The following is a 15991-nucleotide window of genomic DNA, read 5'->3' as shown; positions in this document are numbered from 1 at the left end:
GCGGACCGTCCGAAGTCACCAGGATCGTGGACGGTTCGAGACCACCATGTGCCGCTCCGGCGGCGTGCAGGGGCACCAAAACCTCCGCCAGCCGCAGAGCCAACTCCTTCACCGGACCGGTCGGGAGCGGGCCACCACGGTTGATCAGCTCATCCAGAGCTTCGTCTTCGCGCGACGACATCGGTCAGCTTCCCCCTTCTCGTGTACGGCGTTGCCGAAGCGCTGATTCGACCCGGGCGGCAAGGTCCAGGACGCGCTGGGTACCGAGGGGCCAGGTACGGGCGTGGGAACGGTGCAGGGCGAGGCCCAGTTCGGTGCCCAGGGCTTGGGCGATGTCGGCGGTCACCTTCTCCGAGTGACCGTCCCGACCGGACCAGATGGCTGCGGGCATGATGTTCTCCTCGTTCCGTCAGGCAAGCCGGGCGGCTTCCTGGCGGACTTGCGCGGCCTGCTGTTCCTGCCCTGCCGCAGTCAGGAGTTCGCCCAGGCGCCCGAGCGCGGCCCGCCGTTCCGCCTGGAACCGCCCGGGCCGGGCCTCGGTGAGCTCACGCCAGTGAGCGGCGGCCGCCCTGGCCTGCGCCAGCGCTTCCGCCTGCCGGCCTTGGGCGGTCAGCTCGTCGCGGCCGTGGTCCGACTGCTGGGCCAGCCGCAGCAGCGTCTGGGTGCGGTCTTCGACCGGTGCCGGCGCGGCAGCCTCCTCCCTGGCCACCCGGCGCCTGCGCGCGGCCACGCTCAACGCCCCCACCAGGGCGATCAGTCCACCGGTAAGGACCGCAGAAACCAGCTTGTGCAGCAGATCCGTCATCAAAGTTCTTTCTTCCTCACTGAGTTCCGGGGCCGTATGCGACGCGCAGCAGTCCGCTGACCGAACCCGACGCCGCGGCATCGGCGTAGGCAGCGGTGGCCAAGCACGAAAGATCCTTTCCGAGGAAGTCAGGGGTCGTCGTTGACCTCCAGCGCACACATGTAGGCCTGGAACGCACGGAAGACCGTGCCGTGCCGGCCGTGGATGACTGTCCTCCGCCGCCCTCTCGGCTGAGCCACCCACAGGACACCCGGCCGCGTCGTGGTGTGACACCGGGACGTCGTGTCGCGCGTCACATGTGGTGCGATCAATTGGCGCTGTTGCCGGTCGCTTCCGGGCCCTGCGCCGGGTGCAGGATCATCAGTCGTTCCGGGTTCGGGACGGGGGCGAATCCGACCTTCGCGTAGACCCCGTGAGCGTCGAGCGTGGCGAGCATGACGCGCTTGAGCCGGTACGGGGCGAGGTGGTCGCGGACGGCACCGGCAAGCCAGGTGGCGAGCCCCTTCCCGCGGTGTGCGGGAGCGACGTAGACATCGCAGAGCCAGGCGAAGGTTGCCCGGTCGGTGACGACACGCGCGTAAGCGACCTGGGAGCCGGCGGCGTCATGGACGGCGAAGTTGAGGGAGTTGCGCACCGACTGCTCGACCGTTTCCCGGCTGCGGCCCAGCGCCCAGAACGCGTCGGTCGAGAGCCAGTGGTGAACCAGGCCGATGTCGAGGCGGTCGGGGTCCGTGGAGAGCTGGTATCCGTCTTCCCTGCTGCTGTTGACCATGGGAAGGCAGCGTAGTGACTGAACTTGGTTTTTCCAAGGGGTAACTTGGAGATTCCAAGTGTCGCAAGTGTTGACTGTGGCCGGACATCGCGGTGCCCGCCGGTCGAAAAGCGTTCGAGAGTGCGTGATCTCTGGGATATGTTTCTGCTGTTCGAAGGGGGACGAAGTGGCGAAGCTGAACCAGATCATCGCTGTCGAAAAGGGTGTCAAGAGCAAGTCGCTCCAGGACATCACCGCGGCGCACCACAAGGTGCAGAAGCCCGCACTGCTGGCCGGTATATCGCGTACGTACCAGCCCAAGGACGAAGAGGGCGAACAACTGCCGCCCGAGTCCACGCGGGTGCAGGTCCAGGCCGAGGACGTGCTGCGCGAGATGTCGGCGTCGCTGACCCGCCTGTTCGACGTGACGGCCACCAAGGACTGGGCCAACTGCACGGCACGGGCCGACGTCACGGTCGACGGGCGGACGATCGTCGCCGAGGTTCCGGTCAGCTACCTGCTCTTCCTGGAGAAGCAGCTCACGGACCTGCACGCCTTCGTCAAGAAGCTCCCGGTGCTGGACGCCGCCGAGTCCTGGTCCCTCGACCCGTCCACGGACTGGTGGAAGACCGACCCGGTCCGCACGATCCGTACGAAGAAGGTCCCGCGCAACCACGTCAAGGCGGAGGCGACCGACAAGCACCCGGCGCAGGTCGAGGTGTACTACGAGGACGTGCCGATCGGTTACTGGACGACGGTGAAGTTTTCCGGAGCGCTCCCGGCGCGTCGGGTGAACGAACTGTTGGAACGGATCGAGAAGCTCCAGCAGGCGGTCAAGTTCGCCCGCGAGGAGGCCAACGGCGCCGAGGTCACCGACCAGCGCGTCGGCGACGCGGTGTTCGGCTACCTCTTCGGCTGACGAAACGGCCGCTACCTGTTCGGCCGACGCAAGCCGCTACCTGTTCGGCCGAGGACGGCCGCGGGTAGCATCCATGATCGCCCCCGCGTGCGAGCGCGGGGGTGCGCGACAGGCACGGGCCGGACTGAGGACCGGTCCGTGTGATGAGCGCAAGCTGAAACTGAAGTTCAGCCTGAAGACGCGGGTCACAGTGAAGGTTCGAGTCCTTCCCCCGGCACCACGGGCCGGGGTAGCCCAACATGGCAGAGGCAATCCCGCATCAATCTCAGACTCTCGCTCCAGCTTCAGCATTGCCGCCGATCGCCGGATCGACCGAGGACGGACGAACGCCGTCGGATGCGAGTTCGAATCTCGCCTGCACCTCTCCACGGTGCGGTAGTTCAAAGGAAGAACACGACGGCCTGATGACTGATCCGTCCTCTTAAACGCCGCCGGCGTGCGCAATTGGGTGGCATCCCCAGGGGCCCGGGAGCTGGATACGACTCCCGGGCTCCGCCACGTTCTGCGTCCCCCGTGGGCGTTGTGCCTGGTGCTGCGTCGTGTCTCGCTCTGTGTGTCCTGGTCCGCCTCAGTCGGCGCATCGCGACGTGGTGCTCCTCCTGGTATGCGGGGGCGAAGACACCCCCGCGTCCGAGGTGACGGACTGACCGCTGACGACGGCAAACGAAGTGAGCGCCTCACCTTCGGGGAGATGCAGGTCACATGCGCCCATGTCACAGGGCGGGGGGCTACCCCGTCTCAAGGTGTAGTTACTGATGACCTCAGACGGAGCACACCATGGACGCACGACTGAACTTCTTCGCCAGCCCGATCGCCGGCAAGGCCTTCAAGCACGTCATGGCGGCCGGCAAGGCGGTCAAGGAGGGGCCACTGCCGGCCGCGACGCAGGAGCTGGTGTCACTGCGCGTGAGCCAGATCAACGGCTGTGCCGTCTGCATCGACATGCACACCAAGGAGGCCGCCGCTGCCGGCGAGACCTCGGTGCGCCTGAATCTGGTCGCGGCGTGGCGGGAGGCCACGGTCTTCACCGAGGCCGAGCGTGCCGCGCTGCACCTGGCGGAGGAGGGGACCCGGGTGGCGGACGCGGCCGGTGGGGTCAGTGATGAGGTATGGGCGAATGCCGCCAAGCACTACGACGAGGAGCAGCTCACCGCCCTGGTACTCCTGGTCTCCTTCATGAACATGGCGAACCGACTGAACGTCATCTCGCAGCAGCCGGCCGGCGACTACGAGCCGGGGCAGTTCCACTGATCGGCACGGGGATGACCGGCTCGGGGTCCGACGGCGGACCCCGATCCCAACGGCAGTAATGCAAGGGGGAGTTGGGTGGATGTGAGCAAGGTCGAGGAGTTCGAGGAGCTACGGCCCCTGCTGTTTTCGATCGCGTACCGGATTCTGGGCAGCGTGGGGGAGGCCGAGGATGCGGTGCAGGAGGCGTGGCTGCGCTTTGACGGCTCGGCGACGCGGCCCACGTCGACCAAGGCTTTTCTGTCGGCCACCGTGACGCGGATCTCGATCGATGTGCTGCGTTCCGCGCGGGTGCGGCGCGAGGAGTACGTAGGCCCGTGGTTTCCCGAGCCGCTGCTGAGCGATCCGTATCAGGATCCGGTGCGGTCGGTGGAGCTGGCCGACTCGGTGTCGATGGCGGCGCTGCTGCTGCTGGAGCGGCTGAGTCCGTTGGAGCGGGCGGTGTTCGTGCTGCGGGAGGTGTTCGGGTTTGGATTCGACGAGGTCGCCGCGGCGGTGGGGCGGTCGGAGGCGGCGTGCCGGCAGCTGCTGGTGCGGGCGCGGCGGCACATGGAGGCCGGGCGGCCGCGGTTCGAAGCGGCCCGCCAAGAGCGGGACGAACTGGCGTCGCGGTTCCTCGACGCGCTCCGCGAAGGCGATGTCGCCGGCCTGCAGGACCTGCTCGCCGCCGACGTGTCGCTGGTCGGCGACGGTGGGGGCAAGGCCCCGCAGCTGGCCAGGGCCGTCATGGGCGCCGAGAGCGTGGCCCGGCTGCTTGCCTCCGTCTTCCCGTGGATGGCCCGGATCGACGTGACGTTCGAGCCGCACGAGATCAACGGCCAGCCGGGCGCGATCTTCCGCGACCGGGACGGCAAGGTGCTCAACATTATGGCGCTCGATGTGCTCGACGGGCAGATCCAGACCATCCGCTCGGTGATCAACCCCGACAAGCTCGGCCACATCGGACCGGTCGCCGATGCCTGGGCCCTCGACCGGGAGGTGAAGCAGGTCCGGCGGCGGCCCTGACTCTCGCGCGCGAGAACCCAGGGCCGTCCAGGGGCCACTACGACACGACGCCGAGGTCGCCTTCGAGGAGGGTCCGGGTGATCGGGGGACGGTCCCAGAGGGCGAGGAGCTCATTGGCGAGGGCCACGATCGACAGCGGGTGCCGGCCGCCCTTGCCGTGCACCTCGATGGCGGCGGCCGACAGGCTGCGGGGGACGGCTTGGGCGTCGAGGAGGACGCGCCACTCCTCCGGGCCGAGCTGCAGGTACTCCAGTCCGGTCAACTCGGCGATCTCCAGCGGGTCGGCGAGTGTGCCGGGGTAGGCGGTGAGGGTTCGTAGCCGGGGCAGCCCGATGACGGGGGCGAGGCTGAGCGGCTCGCTGTCCCATACGCCGATGCTCAGCACCTCCAACCCGGCGTGCGCGGCGGCCTGCACGCTGCTCAGATTGCGGATGTTGACCCTGGCGACGACCGGCGGCAGGTCCGTGCGACGGCCGCGGTGCCCTCGCTCGGGCCCGTTCACCACCAGGTCGGTGAGGGACTCGGCGACCAGGTCGGCGCCGATGTTCTCCTCATGGCTGAGGATGATGATCTGCCCCGTGTGCCCGCGCGGGCCGGGCGTCAGGTCGACCGCGATCCGGTCGCCACCGCCGTTGTCACCGAAGACGATCCAGCCCGGCGAGCCGACCAGCTCCTGCACCGCGGCGTCGGACGCGGTGACGACCGCCTCCGTCGCGGCGAACTCCCAACGGCAGGGACGAGAGGCGGCGTCGGCGATGTACAAGGCATCCAGTGGGAACAGTTCGCAACCGACCGCCTGGGCCTCCCGCTCCGCCGCTTCGTGGTCGTCGCCCCAGTCTTCCCACTTCGCCCGCGTGACCCGGTAGAGGACCTTGAGCTCGTCGGGCAACGCGACGCCGAGACGCGCTTCCGTGGCGACGAGCTCTTCCTCGGTCGCGCCGATGGCACCGGGGACGCGCTCGCGAAGCGTACGTTCCAGCATCGCCAGATCCACGGAAGGGGCCGATACCGCACCGGGTACCGGTTCGGGCAGCCGACGCCAGGGTTCGGGGACCGCGTCCTCAACCAGGAGGAGGGAACCCGGATGCGGACCGAGGCCGGCCTCCACCGCAGGGCTGGAACCGATCAGGTGGAGCGCGGCGCGCCCGTTCGGCGAGATTTCCGCGACGAACGAGACGTCGTCCCTGCCGGCGCTCGCGAGCGCGCTTTGGACACGCTTCACCGCGCGGAACTCGTCCTGCATGTCCGCGACCTGGGCAGCTTGTCCGGGCGGCGGGAACCGTCGCTGCACGGGCAGACTCCACGAGTACGAGCCGATACGGCCCGCCACGTGGCCGCCCGGGGCGGCAAGGCTCTCCAGGTTGGCGGCCCGCAGGAGCCGCAGTACGGGCTCCCAGGTCGCGAAGTCATGTAGCGCAGGTATCGAGGGCACGGTGTTCTCCGGTCGTTCCGATGAGGCATGTCAGCTGCTGAGGGAGTACGGCTGAGCGGGTCAGCTGCCGAGGAGGTACAGCTTCTCCATGCGGTGGGTGTAGCTCTCGGTGTGGCGGGCCCTGAGTACGGAAGTCTCCAGGTGCGTCCAGGGCCACGGGTCGGCCTCTCCCAAGGCCAGGCCGACGAAGGCGGACCACTCCACTTCCTCGGGCTCGGCGTCGAGGTCGACGTCGATCTCCTCCAGCATGTCGCCGGTGACGCCGAGGGCGGCGGCAACCGCGTGCGGGTCGCCGGTCAACTCCCACGGGTCCATCCCGGGCCAACCGGACGCATGGAACATCGTGCCGTCAGGAAGCCACACGATGTCCTCGGTATGGGACTCGCCGCAGTCCACCTCCCCCCGGCCGACGATCCGCGCATCCGGGTAGCGCTCGTGCAGCCGGCCCACCTCGTACAGCAGCGGGGTGCCGTTGCCGTCGTCGCCGAGTGCGGGATCGCTGATCCCCAGTACGGGACCCCATGCCCCGGCCTGTATCCGGTCGAGGTCGGACCGCTCGCTGAGGTACAGGGGTGGGTGCGCGGGGCGGGTCCCGATCTCTTCCAGCACCTCCTCGACGGTGCCGAAGGACCGGGCGAACTCCCCTGCCCCGACAGGGTCGTTGGCCGGGAGAGTGTGCGCGGTCGCCGTGGAGAACGGCGGTTGAAGAAGGGTGATATCGCACCTGCCCATGCCGCCGCGGACCATGCGGTCCGCAGGAGTGGTCCAGTGACTGAGGTCGGTCATGCGCGACACCGTAGTGCGGGCCACTGACAACGCACCTGTGGACCGTCGGTAGAGAACGACGGGCGCGACCTCACTGGCGTGCGGGGGGAGGGGAGACGTATCCGGGTGTTTTCCCATGTCCGGTGTGACGGAGGTGGCGTGAGCCTAGTATTGCGGCGACATTCAGCGATCGAGCCACGGGGGACTGATGACTGGTCAGTGGGAGAGACTCGGCGAAGCCGGTGGCATCGAGGCGTATGTGCACCGCCCGGTGGGCGAGGTACGGGGCGCGGTGGTGGTCTGCTCCGAGCTGTACGGAGTCAACGCCTATGTTCGCGACACCTGCGCGGAGTTGGCGTCGGCCGGGTACGTGGCCCTGGCACCCGACTACTACTGGCGCAATGCCCGCCGTACCGCACTCGGGTACTCGGCGGAGGAACGCGAGGACGGTCTGGTGCTGATGCGCGGGCTGGACCGGGACGAGTTGGTGGCCGACGCCTCGGCAGCGCTGACGGCGGCGCGCGCGGCAGCCGGGGAGCGGGGCGTGGCCTTCCTCGGGCTGAGTATGGGCGGACACATCGCGCTACGGGCGGCCACCGAGCTGAGCTTCGAACTGGCCGCTGTCTTCTATCCGGGGTGGCTGCTGAACAGCGGCTTTCCGCTGGTCGGGCCGGTGCCCCCGTTGGAGACCAGCGAGCGGATCGCTGCGGGCGGCGCCTTCCTCCTGGGTTTCCGCGGCGAGCTGGACCACATCATCCCGGCGGAGGAATGGGAGCAGGCCGAGCAGCGGCTCACCGAGGCCAAGGTGCCGCACGAGCTGGTGACCTACCCGGGTGCCCGGCACGGCTTCGCCTGCGCAGACCGCCCGGAAGACTACGAACCGAAGGCCGGCGCCGATGCCTGGCGGAAGGTGTACGCCGCCTTGGCGTCACACCTCTAGGGATCCCGGTCGGAAGCAGGTCGTGTCTGGTCTCCTTCGCCCGATAGAGAACCAGTCACGACCTCTTCAGTCCGACCTCTTCAGTCACGACGCCTCCAGTCACAACGCCTCCAGTCACGACATTTCCAGGCACCAGATCGGGGCCGCACCTCGCGCAGTGGTCGGTTACTCGGGCAGCGGTCGGTCGTCGATGACGTGCTTCATCACGAGGGTGGAGGTCAGCCGCTGGACGCCCGGCAGCTTGGCCAGTTGCTCGTCGTAGAGCTGCTGGTAGGCGGCAAGATCGGTGGTGGCGACGCGCAGCAGGTAGTCGGGTTCACCGAAGAGGCGCTGGGCCTGGAGGATGTGCGGGATGGCGGTCACGGCCTCTTCGAAGGCCGTGACGGTGTCGCGGTCCTCCCAGCGCAGGGTGGCGAAGACGAGGGCTTCGAAGTTCAGACCGATGGCGGCCGGGTCGACGACGGCGCGGTAGCCGCGGATGGCCCCCTCGCGTTCCAGGTCGCGCAGCCGGCGGTGGCAGGGCGAGACGCTCAGCTGCACGCGGGCGGCCAGCTCGGTGACGGTCAGACGGCCGTCCTGCTGCAGCTCGGTAAGAATTTTCCGGTCGAGGGCATCCATGGAGAAGATTCTCCCTCACCGGCCGCGATCATGGGGAAAGAACGGAAACACTTTCGGGCAGGTCCGGCCTAGCCTTCCCTCTCAGAACAAGGTATGTGAGAGGGAAGAACGATCGATGAACACGACGACGCTGGCGGCTTTTCTGGCGGTGGATCTGCTGTTGGTGTTCACGCCGGGCGCGGACTGGGCCTACGCGATCTCGGCGGGGCTGCGGGACCGGTCGGTCGTACCCGCGGTCGCCGGGCTGATAGCCGGATACGCGGGATACACGCTGCTCGCCGTGGCGGGCCTGGTGATGATCGTGGCGAGCTCGGCGACCGTGCTCACCGCACTGACCGTCGCGGGTGCCGTCTACCTGATCTGGCTGGGCTGGGGCGTACTGTCGCGGCCGGGGGCCCTGGGCACGTCCACGGAGACGATGGCCTCGTCGTCGATGGCCCTCTCGCGCGGACGGATCATGCTCAAGGGTGTCGGGATCAGCGGCCTGAACCCCAAGGCGCTGTTGCTGTACTTCTCACTGTTCCCGCAGTTCATCAACCCCGCGGGCAGTTGGCCGGTCGCGGCGCAGACCGGGCTGCTCGGCGCACTTCACATGACGGTCTGCGCCCTCGTCTACCTCTCCGTCGGCGTCCTGGCCCGCACCGTGCTGAAGACCCGTCCTTCGGCGGCCCGGGCGGTCACCCGGGTCTCCGGTGCCATGATGATCGTCATCGGCGGGTTCCTGCTGGCGGAACGCCTCGTCGGCTGACGAACCTGCCCCGCGCTCGTCCGCACACCGTGATGTCCGGGGAGAGCCCGTGATGTCCGCCGCAGCACCGTGATGCGTGATGTCCGTCGAAGGAGAGCACGTGGTCGTAGGAGAGCACGTGGCCGAAGGGGAGCACGTGGAAGAGCAGACGTGCACATCGTGCTCCCCGCCCGCCCCGAAGTGACCCAGCAGCACGGCTACTTCCACGCCGGTGCCACCAGCGCCATCGCGGACAGCGCCGGTGGCTACGCGGCCTTCACGCTGTTCCCCGAGGACGCCGACGTGCTCACCGTCGAGTACAAGATCAACCTCTTGTCGCCTGCGGTTGGCGACCACATCGAGGCCGTCGGGACGGTCCTGAAGTCCGCACGCACCCTGACCGTGTGTCGGCTGGAGGTGTGTCGGCGTCCGGGACGACCGGCGGAAACTCGTCGCCAACGGGCAGCAGACGCTGATCCGGGTGAACCGAACCGGCCCGAGCGGTGAAGTACGTCGATGCGGCGATCCGCGCGGTCAAGGGCGGGGCGGCCCTGGCGGGTCCCGAGCGGTGGATCGCCGAAGCCACCGGGAATCTCAGGGCACAGGGCGCCCAGGTGGTCGTCGCCGCATGTACCGAGATTCCGCTGGTCAGTGGCGCGGCCGCGGGTGTGCTGCCGCTGGTCGACTTGACCGAGGCGCTGGTCGACGCTGTTCTTTCCCGGTTGTGGCGAGCCGCTCCATTCGATCAAGCATGTTCCTGATCAACGAGTCCTGAGCGACTGGATCCGTAATCGACCGGCTTCGTGATCGACCGGATTCGTGACCGACCGATTCGCGATCTACCGGACTCGTGGTCAACCGGGGTTCGTGACCAACAGGCTTCTTGATCCCTCAGGCCCAAGATCATCGTCCCTCAGGTTCAAGATCATCCAAGCTGGCCCCCGTGAACCGAGTTCGTTCCCCGATACGGACTTCCTCGCCTATCCTCGTCCGCACGCACCAAGCCGGGGGCCCGGAACGGTCCTAACCTGCGGAGATGATCAGGCACATGTCGACGCACCCCGCCCGAAGCTTGAGCCGGGTGCTCGAGGACTTCGGCTCCACCCTCCTGGACCTGGAGCACGGCGACGCCGAGGCGGCCGGGGAGATCGGCGGAGTCGGCATCCACGATCCACATGACGAGCAGCACTACCCGCAGCGTGCCATCGTGCTCGGCGTCGGGATCCACGGAGCCGAGCAGACGTCCCGTCTCCTGCGGGACCTCGCCGCCCATCGGGCCGCGGCCCTGGTGGTCCGGGGCCCGGTCGAGGACGCGGACGAGCTCGAACAGGTCGTCTCGGAGACCGGTGTGGCGCTGCTGGCCCTGACCCGCGGAGCGTCCTGGGCCCAGCTGGCGGCGATGCTGCGCACGCTGCTGTCCGAAGGCGACGTGGGCGAAGCGGGAGCACACACGCTGGGCGGCGTGCCGTCCGGTGACCTCTTCGCGCTGGCGAACGCGATCGCCACCCTGCTGGACGCCCCGATCACCATCGAGGACCACCGCTCGCGGATCCTGGCCTTCTCCGGCCGGCAGGACGAGGCGGACACCGCCCGTGTGGAGAGCATCCTGGCCCGGCAGGTGCCCGAGCGCTACCTGCGTGTCCACGAGGAGCAGGGGGTCTTCAAGGAGCTGTACCGCAGCGAGGGCCCGGTGCACATTCCTCCGCCGACCATCGGTGACGAGGTCGCGCTGCCCCGCGTGGCGATCGCGGTGCGTGCGGGGGAAGAGATCCTGGGGTCGGTGTGGGCGGCGCTGCGGAAACCGCTCACGCCCGAGCGCGACCAGGCGTTCCGCGAGGCGGCCAAGCTCGCCGCGCTCCACATGCTCCGGTTCCGCGCGGGTACCGACGCCGAGAACCGACTGCGCGCCGACCTCGTCACGACCGCTCTGGAGGGCGGGGGAGGGGCGGTCCACGCGCTCGCCCGGCTGGGCCTGGTGACCGAACCCACCCTGGTCATGGCCATGGGACTGGCCCGCGGCGCCGGCGAGGACCATGCCCACCTCACCGCCGAGCGCCAGCGCCTCACCAGCGCCCTGGCCGTCCACCTCACCGCCGTCCAGCCCCGTTCCGCGGTGGCGCTGCTGGGAGACGTGGCGTACGCCCTCTTCCCGGCGACCGGGGATGCGGCCCACGCCCGGGAACGTGCCGTGCAGGTGGCGGCGAATTTCCTCCAGCGCACCGGTGACCGGGCCGGGGCCGTCATCGGGATCGGCTCGGTCGCCCAGGAACCCGCCGCCCTCCCGCGCTCACGGGCCAATGCCGACCGGGCGCTCCGCGTACTGCTCAGTGGCGAGAGTGCCCAGCGCGTCGCCTCGATCGCCGATGTGTACGTCGACGCCCTCCTCCTTGAGATGCGGGACCTCGCGATCGCCAACCGCGACGAGCTCTCCGGCCCGCTCGCCCGGCTGGCGGCCTACGACACCAAGCACAACGCCCACCTCGTCGAGACGCTGCGGGCGTGGCTGGACGCTTTCGGAGACGTCATCGCCGCCTCAGCGAGCGTGTTCGTTCACCCCAACACGTTCCGCTACCGCATCCGTCGGGTGGCCGAGGTGGGGCAGCTGGACCTGCAGGACCCGTCCGCCCGATTTGCCGCGATGCTCCAACTCCGCCTGATGGGCCCCGCCGTGAGCGGAGGGGCACGCGCCGGAGGCACGGGCCCCACTCTCCCTGCCTGCCCCACTCCCACTGCCCCGGCCCCCGCTGCGTCGGGGGAATGACAGTCGAGCCCGAGGACAGGCGTCAGAGACGTACGCCCGGCGAGACCGCCAGATCCGCGTGGGTGTCGTGGAAGGTGTGCGCGCACTCGATGGTGCGCACCCAGTCGCTCTCGGCCACCTTCGCTCAGGCGCAGGCCGAAGGCTTCGTGCACGCCCGGGACCTCGATACCGGCGCGGAGTTCGGCTACCGCGCCGACTAGCGGGTCGTCCTGGCCTCCGTCTTCAAGATTCCCATCGCGCTGGAGTACGCCCGCCAGGCGGCCGCCGGCCGGCTGGACCCGGCCGAACGGCACACGGTGACGGCCACCTACCGGGCCGGCGGCAGCGGCACCGACGGATGCGCGTACGACGTGGAGATGAGCGCCCGCGACCTGGCCTTCCTGATGATGACGATCAGCGACAACGCCGCGACCGACCTGCTCCTGGACATCGTGGGCCCGGACCGGGTCCGCACGACCCTGGACGGGCTCGGGTTCGAGGGTTTCGGGGTGTCCTCCTGCCCGGCCTTGGACGACGACATCCGCCGCGAACTCGGGCTCGCCCCCGGCCGTTCCCTCGATGACCAGTTGGCGGACGTCCTTCCGCAGCGGCTGCTGGACCTCGGCGCCTGCGACCCCGCCCGCAGCCCGTCCAGTACGCCCCGCGAGGTGACCGCCCTGCTGGCCGCCGTCTGGCGCGATGAAGCCGGCCCGGCGCTGGCCTGTGCCGAAGTACGGGACCTCATGGAACAGCAGGTGTGGCAGCACCGCCTGGTCTCCGGCTTCCCCGAGCCCAGTGTGCGGATCGCCGGCAAGAGTTAGTAAGGCAGTTAATGCCGACACGGCGATGTCTCTTAGGCGCGGTGCTGAGTTCGGGCACGGATCATCGGCTGCGGACCATCGACATCAGCAGCTGGTGGGTTTCGCCGTCGGCGGCCACGACCAGGCCGCGGCCTGCCTGCCCGACCGGGGCGCCGTCGATCCCGGTGACCACGCAGCCGGCGGCCCGGCACAGGGCGATGCCGGCGGCGAAATGCACGCTCCCCGACAGATCGCCGCCGTCGGTGACGTATGCCGCGCGCTTGCCGGCGGCGACCCAGGCCAACGCCAGCGTCGACGAGACGACGCGGGGCCGGAACCGTTCGACGAACCCGGGGTGGGCCAGCAGGTCCACGGCCCGGAAACCGGGCGCACCGGGGAACGGCGGGTCCAGGTTGACGTCCACGAGGTGACTGGCGGGCGTGGGTGCCAGCTCGGCATCGGCACCGTCATGCCGCACCCAGGCGGTCGCACCGTCGGTGCAGAAGATCTCGCCGCTGAACGGATCGGCCACCGCGGCCGCCCCGTCGCGCAGCGCCACGTTGACGGCCACCAGCGTGGTGCCGACGGCGTAGTTCAGCGTGCCGCACAAGGGGTCCACCAGCCACTGTCGCGCGGACTTCGTGGCGCCCTGCTGCCCGCCCTCTTCGCCGAGGACGGCGTCATCGGGCCGGGCAGTACGAATGACGTGGAGAATCGCCTTCTCGGCCGCCACATCGGCCGCGGTGGCGAAGTCCCCGGCGCCCTTGTCGATGCGGGCCAGCCGCCGGCCGTACATGCCGCGCACGACGTCCGCGCCTGCCCGGGCCGCCGCACTCGCGACCCCCGCATCGTCAAGGCCTGCATAGGAGTTGGACATGTCGCGCAGGATATCGGCGGCACTCAGCACCCTCTCTCAGGGATGGTGCCGACGGCCGGCCAGCCACCTCCGGGCAGCGCCTCCTCCGTGGGACGGCGCTCCCGAACCGGTCCGAGGACTTCGTCGTCCGCTCTGAATCACTTCCGGCCAGTGGAACGTGAGGCCCTCCTCGGTCACCTCATGAGCAAGCACATGGGCTGACGCCCGCGCATTTCGCCGGCGCATTTTTCGAGAGGTGCCCGGTTTTCGAGAGGTGCCCGGCGATTCCAGAGGTGCCCGGCGAGCCGTCCGACCCGCCGGGCACCGCCGTTCTCCACGGCTTCGGTCGTGGGCACGAACCGGCTCCTCAGTTTGTCACCGGGCTACCAACCCGGCCCTGGTCAGCGTGCCTAGCGTGGCGGTCATCCCACCCCAGGAGGACCCACATGCCGATTGACCATGATCATTCCCTCTCCCTACCGGCGGACCATCCGGCGGGCCTCGACGCCATGCTCGCCGACCTCGAAGAACTCGTGACCTGCGAGTCCTACTCCGCCGACCACGCGGCCGTGGCCCGCAGTGCCCAGGTCGTCGCCGCACAGGGCAGCAGGCTGCTCGGCACCCCCGCCCAGACATTGGTGATCGACGGTGTCACCCACGTGCAATGGACCTTCGGAACGCCGCGCCTCCTGCTCCTGGGCCATCACGACACCGTCTGGCCGATCGGCTCCCTCAAGACCCACCCCTGGTCGGTGGAGCAGGGCATCGCCCGCGGCCCCGGCGTCTTCGACATGAAGGCCGGCCTGGTCCAGATGTTCCACGGGCTGGCCTCGCTCCCGTCCCTCGACGGCCTGTGCGTACTGGTCACCGGCGACGAAGAGGTCGGCTCGGGCACCTCCCGCCGGCTCATCGAGGACCTCGCGCGTCGGTGCGCGGCCACCTTCGTCCTCGAACCCTCGGCCCCGGGAGGCGGGTTGAAGACCAGCCGCAAGGGCGTCTCCTCCTACGACATCACGGTGCACGGCCGGGCCGCCCACTCCGGGCTGGAGCCCGAGAAGGGCGTGAACGCGGCCACCGAACTCGCCCACCAGCTCCTCGCCCTGCAGCACATCGCCGACGGCGTCACCGCGCGCACCGGGCCCGGCACGACCCTCACCCCGACGCTGATGTCGGCCGGCACCGCGAGCAACACGGTGCCCGCACGGGCCGAGTTGCACGTGGACGTCCGCGTTCCCAACGCCGCGGCGCAGGAAGCGGTCGACCAGCTCATCCGGACCCTGCAGCCGCAGGTCAGCGGCGCCCGTCTGCAGGTCGACGGCGGCCCCAACCGTCCGCCCCTGGAAGCCGACGCCTCCCGTGAACTGTTCGCCCTGGCCACCGAACAGGCCGCGCGGCTCGGCCTGGGCCCGCTGCAGCAAGCGGCCGTCGGCGGAGCATCGGACGGCAACTACACCGCCGGAGCCGGCTGCCCCACCCTCGACGGACTCGGCGCCGTCGGCGACGGCGCGCACGCCGACCACGAACACGTCCTCACCGCCGCCATGCCGGCCCGCGCCCGGCTGCTGGCCCACCTCGTCGGAGCACTGCGATGAACGGACCCGAGATCCGCGAACTCCACGCGATGGAGGAGTTCGCCACCGCCAGCCATCTCTACGCCGGCATCTGGGGAACGGACGCCGCCGGCCCGCCCGTCTCCGCCGAGGTCATGCGCGCCCTGTCGCACGCCGGCAACTACGTGGCCGGCGCGTACGAGGACGGGCGGCTGGTCGGCGCTTCCGTCGCCTTCTTCGGCGACCCCATAGCCACCACCCTGCACTCCCACATCACCGGCGCTTCCATGGGCCGCGGCATCGGCCTGGCCCTCAAACTGCACCAGCGCCAGTGGGCGCTCGCCCGCGGACTGAAGCGCATCACCTGGACCTACGACCCGCTCATCCGCCGCAACGCCTACTTCAACCTCGTCAAACTCGGCGCCCGCCCCGAGGAGTACCTGACCTCCTTCTACGGCGCCATGGACGACGCCATCAACGGCGGCGACGAGTCCGACCGCGTCCTCACCGCCTGGGACCTGACCGCACCCACCGAAACCCCCGAGCCAGGCAACGCCTCCGCAGGGCTCGCCGGCGCAGCGCACGCCCTACGGAACCGCGGCGGCCGCCCCGAAACCGCACCCGCCGACGCCGCCACCGTCCTCATCGACCTGCCGGACGACATCGAGGCCCTCCGACGGCAGGACCCCGGCGCCGCCCGCGCCTGGCGACTGGCCGTCCGGCACACCCTGGGTGCCCTGCTCGCCGAGGGTGCCCACGTCATCGGCTTCCACGACCGACGCAGCTACGTCGTCCATCGCACCCCCACCTCCACCGCCTGAACCCTCGAACGTCC

At 69.6% G+C, this 15991-nt stretch carries 18 protein-coding genes and 1 pseudogene; 12 read left to right on the top strand and 7 right to left on the bottom strand.

Annotated elements, in window-relative coordinates; genetic code table 11:
* Window positions 1-184: 184 nt before the first annotated feature.
* The 3 genes from IG62_RS0103725 to IG62_RS0103715 form a co-directional block, all read right to left on the bottom strand.
* Window positions 185-391, bottom strand: coding sequence for a hypothetical protein (locus IG62_RS0103725; protein WP_030797488.1), 207 nt, complete (start codon window positions 389-391; stop codon window positions 185-187).
* An 18-nt stretch (window positions 392-409) separates the two neighbouring features.
* Window positions 410-805 carry a hypothetical protein gene (locus IG62_RS0103720; RefSeq protein ID WP_030797486.1) on the bottom strand — a complete coding sequence of 132 codons (396 nt, stop codon included), beginning with the start codon at window positions 803-805 and terminating at the stop codon, window positions 410-412.
* A 307-nt stretch (window positions 806-1112) separates the two neighbouring features.
* A complete protein-coding gene (locus IG62_RS0103715) occupies window positions 1113-1577 on the bottom strand; it encodes a GNAT family N-acetyltransferase (protein WP_030797483.1) in 465 nt (154 codons plus the stop codon).
* 166 nt (window positions 1578-1743) lie between these two features.
* On the opposite strand from IG62_RS0103715, the gene IG62_RS0103710 reads away from it, so the two are divergent.
* The 3 genes from IG62_RS0103710 (at window position 1744) to IG62_RS0103700 (ending at window position 4728) form a co-directional block, all read left to right on the top strand.
* Window positions 1744-2475 (top strand): hypothetical protein, encoded by a 732-nt coding sequence (locus IG62_RS0103710; RefSeq protein WP_030797481.1) that lies wholly within the window; start codon window positions 1744-1746, stop codon window positions 2473-2475.
* A 777-nt stretch (window positions 2476-3252) separates the two neighbouring features.
* Window positions 3253-3726, top strand: coding sequence for a carboxymuconolactone decarboxylase family protein (locus IG62_RS0103705; protein ID WP_030797479.1), 474 nt, complete (start codon window positions 3253-3255; stop codon window positions 3724-3726).
* Window positions 3727-3807: 81 nt separating this feature from the next.
* On the top strand, window positions 3808-4728 hold the full coding sequence (locus IG62_RS0103700) for an RNA polymerase sigma-70 factor (protein ID WP_030797478.1): 921 nt from the start codon (window positions 3808-3810) through the stop codon (window positions 4726-4728).
* A gap of 37 nt (window positions 4729-4765) precedes the next feature.
* On the opposite strand, the gene IG62_RS0103695 is transcribed toward IG62_RS0103700, so the two are convergent.
* Together IG62_RS0103695 and IG62_RS0103690 are read right to left on the bottom strand one after the other, a co-directional pair.
* Window positions 4766-6151, bottom strand: coding sequence for an SMI1/KNR4 family protein (locus IG62_RS0103695; protein WP_030797476.1), 1386 nt, complete (start codon window positions 6149-6151; stop codon window positions 4766-4768).
* Window positions 6152-6220: 69 nt separating this feature from the next.
* Window positions 6221-6946 (bottom strand): DUF6333 family protein, encoded by a 726-nt coding sequence (locus tag IG62_RS0103690; protein WP_234326244.1) that lies wholly within the window; start codon window positions 6944-6946, stop codon window positions 6221-6223.
* Between the two features lie 187 nt (window positions 6947-7133).
* On the opposite strand from IG62_RS0103690, the gene IG62_RS0103685 reads away from it, so the two are divergent.
* Window positions 7134-7865, top strand: coding sequence for a dienelactone hydrolase family protein (locus tag IG62_RS0103685; protein ID WP_051797510.1), 732 nt, complete (start codon window positions 7134-7136; stop codon window positions 7863-7865).
* Between the two features lie 165 nt (window positions 7866-8030).
* On the opposite strand, the gene IG62_RS0103680 is transcribed toward IG62_RS0103685, so the two are convergent.
* Window positions 8031-8483: an Lrp/AsnC family transcriptional regulator gene (locus IG62_RS0103680; RefSeq protein WP_030797471.1), complete on the bottom strand. Its 453-nt coding sequence runs from the start codon at window positions 8481-8483 to the stop codon at window positions 8031-8033.
* A gap of 115 nt (window positions 8484-8598) precedes the next feature.
* On the opposite strand from IG62_RS0103680, the gene IG62_RS0103675 reads away from it, so the two are divergent.
* From IG62_RS0103675 to IG62_RS41335, 6 genes and pseudogenes are all read left to right on the top strand, one after another.
* Complete coding sequence (locus IG62_RS0103675) at window positions 8599-9231, top strand: LysE family translocator (protein WP_030797468.1); 633 nt, start codon at window positions 8599-8601, stop codon at window positions 9229-9231.
* 72 nt (window positions 9232-9303) lie between these two features.
* A pseudogene (locus tag IG62_RS41340) lies at window positions 9304-9700 on the top strand (PaaI family thioesterase); the annotation flags it as partial.
* Window positions 9701-9713: 13 nt separating this feature from the next.
* The gene (locus IG62_RS44190; protein WP_078871792.1) at window positions 9714-9971 is read left to right on the top strand and encodes an aspartate/glutamate racemase family protein; all 258 of its coding nucleotides are present in this window, start codon (window positions 9714-9716) and stop codon (window positions 9969-9971) included.
* Between the two features lie 287 nt (window positions 9972-10258).
* Window positions 10259-11971 (top strand): PucR family transcriptional regulator, encoded by a 1713-nt coding sequence (locus IG62_RS0103665; RefSeq protein ID WP_051797509.1) that lies wholly within the window; start codon window positions 10259-10261, stop codon window positions 11969-11971.
* A 62-nt stretch (window positions 11972-12033) separates the two neighbouring features.
* On the top strand, window positions 12034-12171 hold the full coding sequence (locus tag IG62_RS48285) for a hypothetical protein (protein WP_234326242.1): 138 nt from the start codon (window positions 12034-12036) through the stop codon (window positions 12169-12171).
* Window positions 12172-12180: 9 nt separating this feature from the next.
* Complete coding sequence (locus tag IG62_RS41335; RefSeq protein WP_267887852.1) at window positions 12181-12771, top strand: serine hydrolase; 591 nt, start codon at window positions 12181-12183, stop codon at window positions 12769-12771.
* 61 nt (window positions 12772-12832) lie between these two features.
* Here the strand turns inward: IG62_RS41335 and IG62_RS0103650 are convergent, their stop codons facing one another.
* Window positions 12833-13627, bottom strand: coding sequence for an inositol monophosphatase family protein (locus IG62_RS0103650; RefSeq protein WP_030797462.1), 795 nt, complete (start codon window positions 13625-13627; stop codon window positions 12833-12835).
* 488 nt (window positions 13628-14115) lie between these two features.
* Between IG62_RS0103650 and IG62_RS0103645 the strand changes: the two genes are divergently transcribed.
* Window positions 14116-15198 (top strand): M20 family metallopeptidase, encoded by a 1083-nt coding sequence (locus IG62_RS0103645; protein ID WP_030797460.1) that lies wholly within the window; start codon window positions 14116-14118, stop codon window positions 15196-15198.
* A complete protein-coding gene (locus tag IG62_RS0103640) occupies window positions 15195-15977 on the top strand; it encodes a hypothetical protein (protein WP_030797458.1) in 783 nt (260 codons plus the stop codon). Before IG62_RS0103645 ends, IG62_RS0103640 begins: the two co-directional genes overlap by 4 nt.
* Window positions 15978-15991 lie beyond the last annotated feature (14 nt).

Origin of the sequence: Streptomyces sp. NRRL S-337 (genome assembly GCF_000720175.1) — a bacterium.
Lineage (GTDB): Bacteria > Actinomycetota > Actinomycetes > Streptomycetales > Streptomycetaceae > Streptomyces > Streptomyces siderophoricus.
This window is presented reverse-complemented; position numbering and strand designations above follow the sequence as displayed.